The sequence below is a fragment of the Bifidobacterium asteroides genome, from assembly GCF_003202755.1.
Lineage (GTDB): Bacteria > Actinomycetota > Actinomycetes > Actinomycetales > Bifidobacteriaceae > Bombiscardovia > Bombiscardovia asteroides_F.
Map to the genome: position 1 here is coordinate 698553 of NZ_QGLK01000001.1, position 13130 is coordinate 711682.

Sequence of the window (13130 nt, forward strand, 5' to 3'; positions counted from 1 at the left end):
GGTAAGCAGTTTCGCAATAGCCCTTTGCTGTTGTCAATAGCGGCACCGGAGGCCATCCGCAATTTTGTGGCTTTCGGTGCCTCGTGTTTGCACAGAGGTAGCTATTAATTGATTGCTGCGGTCATGATCCAGTCGGTCTGAATGTCAGCGCCCAAGGTGAAAGTGTGCTCGCCGGTCCGTTTGAAGCCCATGGCTTGGTAGAAACGTTGAGCGGGTTCATTGTGCTCCTATACACCCAGCCAGATTTTGCTTAGTCTCTGGTTCCTTGGCTCGTTCGAAGGCCTGATTGACCAGCAGTGTGCCCAGTCCCTGGCGTTTGAAGTCCGATAGGACGTAGAGCCGCTCGATTTCTATTGAAGTGTCACCGAACTGCTCCGTCTGGGCCTTCCCGTTGTTGAGCTGCATGTAGGCTGCGGGAGTGCCTTCCACGCTGGCCAGCAGAAAAACGGATTCAGGTTCGGACAGTTGCGACTTGACAAGTTCAGGGGAGAAGGAGTGACGGAGGTAGTCTTCCATGTTCTCCCGACTGTTGTCGGCGGCGAAGGTGTCGCGGAAGGTGGTAATGCCCATGGCACGTATCAGCCCGGCATCATCCGAGGTGCATTGCCGTATTACTGCGGTCATGATGGTGATTCCTGCTTTTCTTGATTTTGTTTGTTGCTTGGGTGTATCTGCTTTGTTGGGTGTCAATCCTTAATTGACGATCTTGAGTCCGACCACGCAGGCGACCAGACCGATGATGAGCAGAATGCGGGCGAGTGAAATAGGCTCCGAGCCCGTAGCCATAGCGTATAGGACAGTCAATGCAGCTCCGATGCCGACCCAGACCGCATACATAGGCCGTGCTGGTAGGGATGCTGCGCATGGCAAAGGCCAGACCCACCATGCTGAGAACCAGCCCCACAACAAAAACGATGTCGGGGATGATTTTGGTAAAACCTTGAGACTTGTCCAGAGCTGTGGCCCAGACCGATTCACAGATGCCGGCGAGTATGAGTATGATCCACGAGGACATGGTTCCCTTTCGGCAAGTCTTGTCGCTGTCCGGGTACTTGACCATCGTCTGGGAATCTGAGTCAGATTCTGAGCATCAGAGTAGCACGTGTGCGACTTTGATGGCGGACTAAGCAGGGGAGTGGTCGACGGTCCATTGTGAGAAGGAATCAGGGTTGATTCAGGGTCGTTTCAGGGGTTTGCCGGATGTTGTCCTCCGCGTCGGTCGGCTATTTATATAAATAAAGTAATCCGGCAGAGTGTACGCACGAGGATGTGGCAGGTGAATGAATCATGACTTGGGCCTTGCGTGATCTGAAAGCCAATAGTGGCATCTGGGCTGGCGTCTTTATCGTTCTTGTGGTCACCCAAACCCTGCTCTGCGCCATGAGCGTGAGCATGGGCATCAACAGCTATTACCAAAGTTTGTCAGTCAAGACCAGTGATCCTGCCAAGAGTCTCGCATCGGCCCTAAGTCTGGTCTTTCTCACAGTCATTGTGCTCGGTTGCCTGGTGATCAAGCAGACCCTGCAGGCATCAATTCGCCAACGTCGGCAGGGGCTGGCCCTTCTCTCGCTGCTGGGAGCCACGCCTAAGCAGATTCTGCTGCTTACCCTTTTGCAGGTGATGATTTTGGTTCTACCAGCCTCCCTTGTTGCTGTGGCTCTTTCACCTGCGCTGGCTGGAAGAATCCTGGATTGGTATTCCACAGGGATGCCAATGCCGGTACATTTCGCTTTTACCTGGGGCGGTTTTCCCAGGTCTGCCCTGACTGGTCTTGTAGTGGGATTGGCCACGGCTGTCTTGGCGACCAGCCGGACATTGCGGGATTTGGGGAAGATGACACCCGTCCGGGTAGTGCGCCGTGCTGAGGAGAGCGAATCGATTGACCGGCCCCTACATGGACGGGGTCTTGTATTCCTTTTCCTTGGGTTGGCCTTGTTGTTATTGCCGTTGCCTGTCTTTGCCTATCTTTCGGACCCTAAGCAGGTCCAGGCAGTCATAAGTACCGTTGGGAGTGGGCCGCTGTTTGCTATTCTCCTGCTGCTGATTGCCTTGGCACGTTCTGGGGGGCCTGTTATAAGCAGGGTCACTCAACTTTGGACTGCTCTAGTGCCGTTGTCGTCTGCCGTTTGGCGGATAGCACGTTCGCAGGCTGTGGTCAGGAGTCGAGACACTGCATTCGGCTCAACAGTTATAGCTCTGACTGCCTGTATGTTTCTGGTTGGCGGTCTGTTGGCTGCCGGAGGCACCAGTACCATCGCCATGAACAAGATACCAGGAATAGAGAACGTCACATCGGGCGGAACCTTGGAGTTGCTCTATGGTTTCTGGGCAGCGCTGCTTGTCGCCCTAGTCGGTGTGATCGCGGGGTTCGCGATCGCCGCTCGGGATCGTGATATTGATCTGGCGCTCCTGTCGATTGCCGGCGCAAACTCGCAGCAGCTTACTGCTATATCCATATTGGATGGCACCATCGTGATGACTACAGGCATTATCATCGCAGCAGGTGGCGCCGGACTGGTCGGACTGTGCGCTGCTTTGGTTTACTGGCCACTAGTCCACAGTCTGTCCATGGTCTTTCCCTGGCAGTTCTTCCTTATATGCGGGTTGCCGATCATTATCGTCGGCTCGCTGGCGACCATGCTGACGGCGCGGCCTGCATTGAGGCGTTCGCCCGTAGCCATTCTGCAAGGGGCCGTAGGCGAATGATTCACACCAAGCAAATGGAGTAGGTCTATAAAGATCGCTCTAGAGGTTTGATTATGGACTGTTGATTGTTGCAAATGCAATAGGGAAGTTTCAGACCTCTTTGCCTGTCACGCTGTTCTGTTCCCCTTCGTTGCGCAAAAATAGAAAGCTCTGTGGGTTTGAATGTAGTAAGTGGGACCGAATGATCATTCATGCTCCGATAACAGAATCAGGAAGTCTCCAGCATGCGGGCCTCTTGCACTACTGAAATGAAAGCTTCGGATTCGTGCGCAAACCGGCCCAAGAACAACCCGTCGACAGTTGGCCATAATTCAGTCAGAAGCCCGGGTCCTGCCGAACCTCCATAAATGATGGATATGTTATCGTCGTACTGTTGGAAATGTTCAGAAATAGCAGTACATACTTCGCGCACATACTCTGTTGATGCGGGATGCTGGGCTCCTATGGCCCATATCGGTTCATATGCGACCCATAGCGGGCCTGATTGATGACCATCTACAGCGTTATTGATTTCTTCGATACATACTTGTGATGCTTTCTCTGCAGTCATGCGTTCTGGCTCGCCCACACACAACAATGGCGTCAGACCGTTGCGCCAAGCAGCGGCCACCTTACCTGAGATAAGGGCATCGTCCTCGTGATAATATCTGCGACGTTCTATGTGACCGATTTCTACAATCGAAGCACCCAGAGCAGCCAAATCTGAGCCGGATACTTCTCCTGTGTACGCTCCTCTGTCGTTGGGACAGACATCTTGGGCTCCGATTCGTACCCCTGCCTGTTTTAGCAACGATGCCGCTGAAGCAATCGTGAGAAAATCAGGAAGCACGGCCATAACGACAGAATCGGCGTCATGGATGGGCTTCAGTAGTTGACTCAGACGCTGACAATAGTCAAGCGTCCTCTTTCGGGGGAAATACATCTTGGTGCTTAAGGCAACGATTGCCATGACTTCTACTTTCGCATGATCGAATTATGAGTATCTACTGTCAATTTGTTTGCAGGCATAGCTCCTGGGCAGAAGCAGCGTCACTATTCCTGCAACGTCTTATCACAAAGGCGCGCAGAGACATTTTTGAGCTGCTTACCGCGCGCCTGAACGCATTTATCCACTTGCACCGGCCGTCTTAGCAGGTTCCGAGAGTCCCTCGTTCATATTCGTTAATTCGGTCCACCTTGGGAGCGCTGCGCGATTTGGGGTCAAACGTATGACTCAGGTACTCGTCCATAAACATCTTGGCCGACTCCACTCCTACTACTTGTGCTCCCATTGAAATGAGATTCGCATTATTGCTGAGCACAGCTCGTTGAGCCTGATAGATATCCGTAACACATGCACAATAAGCGCCGGGGACCTTGTTTGCAGCGATGGACAACACACCTATACCGGTTCCGCACAGCAGAATTCCACGATCCTCTTCACCGGCGGCAACCGACTTTGCCACCGCTATGGCGGTGTTGGCATAAATAGGATCCCCAGAGGGGAAGTCGACCACTTCATGACCGAGCCGCTCAGCCTCTTTTATCAAGGCCTGCTTGAGCTCAGTGGCATTGGGATCACAACCGAAAGCCAGCTTCATATCTACTCCTCTTTCCCTGCATTCTGTTCCTGCGAGCGCTTGTAATCCATGCCCATCTTGGCGTACACTGCAGCGACCCGAGTCGCCTCAATCATGCTGCGCCCCTGAGCGGTCCCTTTCCCGGCAATATCGAAGGCAGTGCCATGATCTACGGAACTACGCATAAAAGGCAGCTCCAGCGTTATCGTCACTGCATGCTCGAAGTCCAAAGTTTTGCAGGCGATATGGCCTTGATCGTGGTACATCGAGAGAATGCAGTCATTGTGTCCGTCTAGGTTCAGTGCGAAAATGGCATCAGCCGAAAGAGGGCCGTCTGCGCAGATTCCGAGCTTTTGTGCATCTTCGACAGCTGGGCGGATATCGGTGATTTCTTCGGTGCTGAACATACCGCCTTCGCCCACGTGGGGATTCAATGCAGCGACGCCGATGGTCGGGTGCTTAAAACCGAGTTTCTTGAATTCTGTGTCGATATTCTTGAGAAACTCTAGAATGCGATCATGGTTGGCCAGATCACAAGCCTTGCGTAACGAAACATGACGGCTGACGAAAAAGACACGCAGCTTATGGACGTTAAACATGGTCAAGGCATAAGGCGAATGCGTGAGCTCCTGATAGATCTCGGTATGCCCAATATAAGGAACGTCCGTCATTTTCAGCGCGGCCTTATTGATTGCTGCAGTGGAGACTGCATCGATCTTGCCGGCCATTCCTAGGTCGATGGACTTGGTGATGTATGAGTAAGCGCGAAGAGCCGCATCACGCTGAGGGTAGCCATATTCGATCTTTGCGTCATTTGCCACATCGGTCTGTAACAGATCGACTGTGCCATAACGGTAATATGCTTCGCTGGGATCATTAATCATATGGATCTTCAGAGCACCTACATTGCATACTTTCATAGCCTGCTCAAAGCTGTCGCGATGCCCGATGACGAATGGTTTGCATATGTCGTAAATCATCGCGGACCTCATCGTCTGGACTACAGTTTCAGGTCCGATTCCAGCTGGATCGCCAAGGGTTATGGCCATGACTGGCTTTTGCAATTCTTCGCTCATATCAAATAGTTGCTTTCTCTGATTGGTTTATTTGGACATGCTGTTCATCGAAAAGGCGGTTGACGACCTGAAGGGAGGTCTCTTCTACGCCGGTCAATCCTCCTTTGCATATGACTGGCGTGCCCGAGAAGGGTCCGCCGACAATAACTGATGATCTACTTGAGGAATGAGGTAGTCGACCATGTGCAGCCCCTGTGCCTCGATGGCCTTGCAGAAACGCACCGTGGTCTCGCCGCCCGTCAGATAAAAGCTGGCGCAACGTTCGGGAGTAACTATATTGGCCACCGTGCGGGCGACTTCACTGAATTTTTCCGTTATCAGATTCGAGGCTTCTTCGGCAGGAAGGCCGCTGATCATGGTCAATTCGTCAGGTTTGGCAGGGAGCTTGTCTTCTAAGGCATTGTCAACAGCCAGAAGTACCACCCTCGGCTGATGGGAGCTTGACGACAGTATTTGTCTAGCTTGCTCTTTGACCCGCTGCATCTCCTCGCTGCATACTGGAGGCTTATTCGAAATCAGTTTCATGGGATCAACTGATAGAACCGCTGTGCCGGGTTCCGCAGCCAAACGCATCATCTGCATACGAGTGGTCTTCGTGGCGCTGCCGGCACAGGTAAGTACGATGCCCTTGTCGAATTTGCTGGCCTCTGTACGTACTGATCGATCAGGGCGAGGGCTTGGATGAATGGAGTTGTGCCTCATAGCCAATGCCAGTGTGAACGGGCCCGGATCCACGGCAACCACTTTCCATCCCAAACCGACGACGGCATCGGCGATCCACTGAATCTCCTGCAATGTAGCGGCATCAAGCACAAAGACCCTGCAGCCTCTCGTCCGTTGCAGCAGCAGTTGAGCTGCTATGGTATGGGCGCCGAGCACTACATCGTCGACCGGGACATAAGCCACCTTTTGTTTCATCTGAGACTGCACAAGATTGCGCACATCAGAAAGCACCACAGGTGTGCGCACATCATGTGCGACGTCGGTCATTGCCAGGGGAATCGAGTCAATCAGCAGATATCCGCCGATCATGACTTTTTTCGATTGAGGCATCGCCGGCACCACAAGAGCGACATAGTCGTCATCCAGGGCCGATAGCATTCCTTCCACCTCAGCACCTATGTTGCCGCGCATGGTGGTGTCGATGCGTTTGGAAAACTGTGTGGCGCCGAGTGAAAGTAAACTCTGTGTGGCTTCACGAACCGCTTTATATGCTTCCTCTGGCTTCATGGCACGAGAATCAGTGCTGGTGATAATCACGTCTTCGTCGGGGCTTACGATATCCGCCATGGTTCGCGCGTCGTAGCACAATGTGGGCTCTATTCCTTCGCGCGCCAGTAGTGCTCCCACGGTAGTGCCATCAGTGACGTCGTCGGCAACAATGCCAAGTTCGGTCATAATTGCTCCTTACTGCTTTCAAAGCTGTACTGATAGGGTGGAGCAACTCATTCGGCAGCTGTTTCCACTTTGACGGCCTCGTCCTTTCTGGGCTCAACAGCAGGTTTGAACTCGGTTAGTGTGAGCAAAATGAAGAAAGCGAGGACCAATATCAGTACAAAATAGCTGAATGCCACTGTGTAATTGTGCGTGGCATCGAGCAGCGCACCTACGATCAGCTGAGCGAAGAACCCACCGAGATTGCCGCCGCTGTTGATGATGGAAATGGCAAATGGATAGGTTGAATTGGTCGTTATATTCATTGCAAAGGATGTAAAGCCGGACCAACCGATGTTGAGGAAGAAACCGGCAAGAATCAGTACGATTGCTAATAGTGCGGTGCTGTTGGGCGTAATCAGCAGAATTGCCATCATCACTGCTGTCATCAGCATCGCAGGCTTCCTGCGTCCTCGGAAAATACGATCTGAGACAAAGCCGCCAAGAATAGCGCCGATCAGACCTCCGATATACGGAGTGGACGACATCTAGCCCATGGAAATGGTTCCATAGCCTCGCGCGCTCTTCAAATAGTCAGGAATCCAGGTAATCATCCCATAGAGCACGTTGTTCATGCAGAAGTAGGCAAGCGTAACGCCCCAGATGTTCCAGGACTTGAACACTTCGCCGTTACGATGGAGACGACGGCCCTGGCGCAGTCTGATAACCTTGTCGATCCAGCCCATATTGCCGAAATCGACCGCTGTGGCCTTGCCTCCGTTCTTGTCGCTTTCGATATACTCAAGCTCAGCTTTGTTGACGTGCCTGCTCTCCCTGGGGTGAGAACGGACGACCAGATAAAATACCAAGGCCATGATGAATCCGGGGACCGAGAACCAAATAAATACGGATCTCCAGCCAAATGCTTGAGCCAGGAACACGGAAACTATTGGGACAAGAATCGGGGCCACCATGGTAGAGCCGATGTAGACACCTGTCGCGATGCCCTTTTCTTTCAAAGGGAACCATGAGTTGATTGTCGATGTCATGCCTACGGGTGTGGGCCCTTCAATCAGTCCTAGGAACAGACGCAGGACCAGCAGCGCCAACGCTCCGCCCACATGGCCCATGAGGAATGTGACGATCGAAAAACTTAGAATCGCCACGGAAACGATCTTCCTAGTGCCAAACTTACCCATGACCAAGCCGGCGGGAATTTGCGAAACAGCATATCCCAGGAAGAAGAGGCTGGATACTGCTCCTGCCTCAAAGTTTGAAATCTGGAATTCGCTTCTCATCATTGGCAGAACGGCACCGATATTGGAGCGATCTGCCATGCAAATAACGTAGCCTACGAAGATTGTCGAAAGGACAACCCAGCGATAACCGCTACGGTGCGGTTGTACCGCTTTCTGTGTAGATGCCATATATGCTTCCTTGCAATATGAGTACGGTTAAAACATGAAAATTTATACCAATTGTTATTGTGATTTGAAACCTGATACAGTATTTTTGAGAAAAGAAGTCAAAATACTGTAGCGAAGATGATACAAATGACGAATAAAGCTGATAACGAAATGTCTCATGACCGACTTGCCGATGTGGCGGAATTGTATTGGATCCAAGGGCTAAGGATAGAACGAGTGGCACGGGAGTTGTGTATTTCACGCTCAACGGTTTCCAGACTCATTGCAAGGGCCAGAAAGGAGCATGTCATTGAATTCGTTGTCCATAGAACAAAGAATTCAGCACTTGAGCTGGAGAACCGGCTCATCCAGAAATACCATGTCCGAGTACTCGTTGCCGATACCAGCGACAACGCAGACAACACATTGAAAAGAATGGCTGTAGGAAAATGCGCAGCTATCTGGCTCAATACTCTTGTTCATTCCAACACCACAATCGGGGTTGCCTGGGGCCGCACCATAGAGGCTATGTCCTTGCAATTGCAACAGCGTCATTTGCCCGGCATGCGAATACTTCAGCTGCACGGGTTCGGTAACTCGCAGACCTTCGGAGAGAACTATGCCACCCAGATTCTTTCGCGGTTTCATAAGAACTTTGATGCATCAGTGCGACTTCTTCCTCTTCCCGCTATTTTCGACTCTGAAAATACCCGGAATCTCATGTATCAGGAATCGAGCATACGTAAGATTCTTGAATTGCGGAAACACATGAATATGATGGTTACCTCTGTCGGCACACCGAACGGATCTGACCCGAGCCCGTTGTTTACGCCAGGACTGTTGAGCAGTAAAGACATCAAGGTCCTGCATGAGCAAAAGGTGATCGGTAATCTTGCATCCACTTTTTACCGGGCCGATGGCAGTACCAGTGACATCGACCTGAACAGCAGATCGACCGGATTGAACCACACCGAGCTGATGAGTGTGGCAACGCGGTTGTTTCTTGTAGCTAGCCCCAGTAAAGTCCAAGCTCTGCATGTCGCTCTCAGGTCCGGATTTGTAACACATCTGGTGGTTGACCGCCAAACCGCAGCGACACTGCTTGAGCTATAACTAATGCAAGTAGGTATATGTGTTTGATATATGTGAACATTGATAATATTGTTGTTGACTCGAACATCTGTATTGTTATACAGATGGCGTGGATCTATTATGGCTGTGCACAATTTACTGATGACAAAGAACATAGTATATAATTTCCTAAATAATGCGATAAGATCTCTCCACTTATAAATTCACTTTTCGAGTACATTACCCAAATAAAAAATACTCTATATAAGAATTCTAATCTTCATAGAAATTGAAATGACAAACCAATAGTTAACTTTGACAAAAGCAAGATTTTTGGTCTACGACCGGTGTCAATCAAAACTGTTCGGCCGATATATATATTTCAACATTGCTAAAATAGCTTAGTGTACGTATTTCATCCTCTTGAAAAGCCGCCTATCAGAACTCCAATATGAAAACTTGCTGGTATTGCTTAGTAAGAGCCTGAAGATCGTTTGCTTACACACAACTTTCCGCTAGACAGGAATTGTGTGGCTTTAATTTAATTGTGTTGATGAATACTGGCTGTATAAAGGAGCCTGGTCGCTGTACAAATGTTGTTGTTGCGTTCGTACGAGACTGTAAATATTATCAGATCGTTAAATCTTTCTTTTCCTTTACTCTGCTATGATCATGAATGCCAACATGCCTGATATCTAGTTGCGTAGTATTTTACAAAGAAATTATCAGATTTAGTAATGAGGAATCATATGAGGCAATTTGATAATTGTATAAATCAAGTTTGTTTCTCCTGTAATTTTGCGTTTGTTAATATGGAATTATTGAGCGCCTTTTCTTAAATTACAATCGCGGCAAAGCATTTGGCAGTTTTCTTGAGTCGTGTGTCCACCCTTGCTCCAAGGTTTAATGTGGTCGCCGTGCATTTGTTCGAAGTCAAACTCCTTCCCGCATATCGCACACTTATGTCCCTGCTTCTCATAAGCGGCTAGCTGCATGCGACGATCAAAGGCACGAATATTTAGCTTGCTTTCATTTCCAGTCAGAAGATACTCGTATATACCAGTTTTCTTCGTAACATCCTCGTCACCTAGTAGATGCTGGATGCTCTGCTCTAATGCCTTAGGGTTGAGATCTTGACGATTATGATGTTCATTGTAAAGCAACCCCCACGGTAGACCTTTCATCTCTCGACGCACCGTTGGGAAAACCGATTGTACCCAATCGATGACACTTCGGAAATAGCTCCAAAGAGCTTGAGCTGTCTGATCATGTTGATGCTTGGCCATATAGCTTTCGATTGTAATATTATCCGCGGAAGAGGCCCATTTGATGGCCGTTTCAAGATATTCTTGACGGATACTAGAACCTTTGAGATAATCACTCGCTAACGTGGACGCTGCACATCCCGTCTTAGAGAAGTAACGTTTAGCGTCGGATACCCACGACCCAGCATACACTGCATTCCGCAACTCTTGATCGGTCAACTGCTCACCAGCAATGTTAATAATGCGGAACCATTCAAGTTTTTCGGAATCTGTACCCTCACATACATATACCAACAATTTGTAATTGAGGATCTGCTCTTGTTTGTCACTAGGAAGATTGAAAAATCCCATGTCATCTACAGAGTAATTCCCCATTACGTATTCACAAATCGAAATTGTGCGTTGCTGACCGTCTAGAATTTCGTATCTCGGCTCATCTTTTCCTCTCTCGAGTTGCTTTCCACGGTCTACCCAGTACATTACATTAAGAGGCAATTTCCTCATAACAGTTCGAATGACCGCATCACGTTGTTCGTCTTTATATACGAACTCACGCTGGTACTTTGGTCGAATGTCTAGTTGATTGTCGTAACCAACTACACCTTCTTCAGCATCATTAAAATAATTTTTCGTTACTTCTCGAATAGTTACATTTCGTTCTTCGATATGCATTATGATCACACCTTCCTTGGCTCTTCAGGGTACCTATTGCGGATAAGAACTCTTGCATATACGAGTTTACCGCCAACAATACCTAATCCACCCTTATCAGTATCGGTATGGACATACCCGACGTTACGCAATGTATTTAGATCTGTGTTAGTACGTGCGTTGCCATTAGCCATCATTATGATTTCGAATTGTTCTGGATTATATTTTCCAAAGAATGAAATCGGAACACCCATTATTCCTGGATAATCACATGGTATGTCTACCGTTTTATCAACATTAATCGCATTGTAATTTTGGTACTTCGGATACACTTCGGCTTTATAGCGTTTAACTAAAATCAATTCCTCATGACGTTTCTTCAAGTCAAGATTGGTAAACCAGCAAATATTACCGAATTTTGCGATAACTGTTCCGTCGTCACGGATATAAGTATTTTTACGGTCTCTCACTTTCACCGGGGCTATGAGTTCTTTAGGGGACGTACAACCAAGCCAAATGTGGTTATTCATTAATAAGCGAAAAACCTCTTTGTACGTAATGGCATTTTGGTTACCGATAATAATAAATCGTTTCTTATGTTCAACCAAAGTTGCAATGTATTCGCGGAACAGTGAGAAAGGCGGATTGGTGACCACTATGTCTGCTTCGTCGAGCAGCTCAAGACATTCCGGCGAGCGGAAATCTCCATCACCTTTCAACTCGGTCAATTCATTCTCATGTGATTTAAATAACTCAGCTACGTCGAGCATGTTAACACCACCGTCTCCTGTAGTGTCATAAACTCGTGTCACAACGGCCTTGTAAGGCTTGCCTTTTGCTGCCTCGTCGCCGTCAATGTCAAATAAAGATAGCTGTTCTCCGGCAATCGGTGAGCCGGAATAACAAGTCGCAATAAGCTTCTTCAATCCTAGGCGATTAAAATTTAACACAAAATACTTGAAAAAATTAGATTCAAAAGGGTCATCGCAGTTACAAAATATGACTTTTCCGAAGAAATGGTCTCGGTAGTTTTTCATTTCTTTCTCTATGTCAGTCAGCTGAGTGTAGAACTCGTCGCGTTTCGCTCTGCCTGCAGCATTTAGATTTTTATTTCCAGCCATTGCTAATCCGACTCCTTGGAATGCTTCGAAATTAATCCATTGATAATTGCAGCATTGATATCCGCTTGCCTCTTCCGCGGCATTGCAAACCCTCTACTGTTCGTAATCGACAAATGTGATTAACGAGTAAGTTCTTCGGGGTATTCTTGTAATGGATGATGTCAATGCAAATTATTGCTCACTCCTTTTGCTTAGGTTGACATCTGTCATTTTACTCGTTGCACAAATGCAACATCGGTTCGATCCTGTTTCGAATAGGAAGTATATAGTTATAACGTTACTTGCAAGGGCTGTTTTTAAATGCTACTGAGATATTTTCTCAGTAGCATTTTCCCTTTTATTGGACTATATTTTTACTTAGGTATTATATTAGTTCTATTAACACGCTCTCCGGTAAAATCAGTTTCCATCATTTTTCTGACACCATAGCCGCTATGAACTAAAATTAAATATCCTTCACTCAGTAAAAAATAAAGATATCAATTTTATTTCTTTAAGAAGACTTATTGATAAACGAAGTGGTTTTAGGAATAGCTAATTGTTTCCACCATTTGCTGCAGTTGAGTAATGAACAGCATCGCTTCTAATTGATAATTGAATAATAAAAGTTAGGTATTCATGTTCGATTCTTGAGAATTTTTTACATTAAGTAGAAGAGCGTACGTGTTTGGCTAGAATATTCCTATATAGCAATATATGTAAATATCAATAGACGATATGTTCTTCAGAAAGACTATAAGTTTTATTTCTCATGTAACATAAGAATATAACGGTCCACGTTTAGGGCAACGGAGCTAATGTATAACGTAAATGCATATGTTGGATGTAGTAATTCGTATTTGAACTGTTAGCCGATGCCGTCTCAAGCCGCAATTTCGCTACATATCTGACTTTAATATAT

12 protein-coding genes and 1 riboswitch are annotated in these 13130 nt (G+C 47.9%); of the genes, 2 read left to right on the top strand and 10 right to left on the bottom strand.

The features are described 5' to 3' along the window. Positions 1-216: 216 nt before the first annotated feature. Together DKK74_RS02540 and DKK74_RS08870 are read right to left on the bottom strand one after the other, a co-directional pair. Positions 217-624 (bottom strand): GNAT family N-acetyltransferase, encoded by a 408-nt coding sequence (locus tag DKK74_RS02540; protein ID WP_258334419.1) that lies wholly within the window; start codon positions 622-624, stop codon positions 217-219. Then, complete coding sequence (locus tag DKK74_RS08870) at positions 590-1060, bottom strand: DMT family transporter (protein WP_375537549.1); 471 nt, start codon at positions 1058-1060, stop codon at positions 590-592. The genes DKK74_RS02540 and DKK74_RS08870 overlap by 35 nt, the downstream gene beginning before the upstream one ends. Beyond that, positions 1024-1087: riboswitch (guanidine-III (ykkC-III) riboswitch) on the bottom strand. It overlaps the preceding gene by 37 nt. Positions 1088-1287: 200 nt before the next feature. On the opposite strand from DKK74_RS08870, the gene DKK74_RS02550 reads away from it, so the two are divergent. Then, positions 1288-2706, top strand: coding sequence for an FtsX-like permease family protein (locus DKK74_RS02550; RefSeq protein WP_110412604.1), 1419 nt, complete (start codon positions 1288-1290; stop codon positions 2704-2706). Between the two features lie 208 nt (positions 2707-2914). On the opposite strand, the gene DKK74_RS02555 is transcribed toward DKK74_RS02550, so the two are convergent. From DKK74_RS02555 to DKK74_RS08760, 6 genes are all read right to left on the bottom strand, one after another. Next, entirely contained in the window at positions 2915-3655 is a 741-nt protein-coding gene (locus tag DKK74_RS02555) for a triose-phosphate isomerase family protein (protein ID WP_110412605.1), read from the bottom strand. A 178-nt stretch (positions 3656-3833) separates the two neighbouring features. Beyond that, positions 3834-4286 (bottom strand): RpiB/LacA/LacB family sugar-phosphate isomerase, encoded by a 453-nt coding sequence (locus tag DKK74_RS02560; protein ID WP_110412606.1) that lies wholly within the window; start codon positions 4284-4286, stop codon positions 3834-3836. Positions 4287-4288: 2 nt separating this feature from the next. Further along, on the bottom strand, positions 4289-5341 hold the full coding sequence (gene pdxA / locus DKK74_RS02565; RefSeq protein ID WP_110412607.1) for a 4-hydroxythreonine-4-phosphate dehydrogenase PdxA: 1053 nt from the start codon (positions 5339-5341) through the stop codon (positions 4289-4291). A 93-nt stretch (positions 5342-5434) separates the two neighbouring features. Next, positions 5435-6739 carry a four-carbon acid sugar kinase family protein gene (locus DKK74_RS02570; RefSeq protein WP_110412608.1) on the bottom strand — a complete coding sequence of 435 codons (1305 nt, stop codon included), beginning with the start codon at positions 6737-6739 and terminating at the stop codon, positions 5435-5437. A gap of 47 nt (positions 6740-6786) precedes the next feature. After that, positions 6787-7263 carry an MFS transporter gene (locus tag DKK74_RS08755; RefSeq protein ID WP_219997344.1) on the bottom strand — a complete coding sequence of 159 codons (477 nt, stop codon included), beginning with the start codon at positions 7261-7263 and terminating at the stop codon, positions 6787-6789. After that, positions 7264-8142 carry an MFS transporter gene (locus DKK74_RS08760; protein ID WP_219997345.1) on the bottom strand — a complete coding sequence of 293 codons (879 nt, stop codon included), beginning with the start codon at positions 8140-8142 and terminating at the stop codon, positions 7264-7266. A gap of 126 nt (positions 8143-8268) precedes the next feature. On the opposite strand from DKK74_RS08760, the gene DKK74_RS02580 reads away from it, so the two are divergent. Next, a complete protein-coding gene (locus DKK74_RS02580) occupies positions 8269-9234 on the top strand; it encodes a sugar-binding transcriptional regulator (protein WP_181414880.1) in 966 nt (321 codons plus the stop codon). Between the two features lie 776 nt (positions 9235-10010). On the opposite strand, the gene DKK74_RS02585 is transcribed toward DKK74_RS02580, so the two are convergent. Further along, positions 10011-11129, bottom strand: a complete 1119-nt coding sequence (locus DKK74_RS02585; protein ID WP_110412838.1) for an HNH endonuclease family protein — start codon at positions 11127-11129, stop codon at positions 10011-10013. Positions 11130-11134: 5 nt separating this feature from the next. Then, the gene (locus DKK74_RS02590; RefSeq protein ID WP_110412610.1) at positions 11135-12229 is read right to left on the bottom strand and encodes an adenine-specific methyltransferase EcoRI family protein; all 1095 of its coding nucleotides are present in this window, start codon (positions 12227-12229) and stop codon (positions 11135-11137) included. Positions 12230-13130 lie beyond the last annotated feature (901 nt).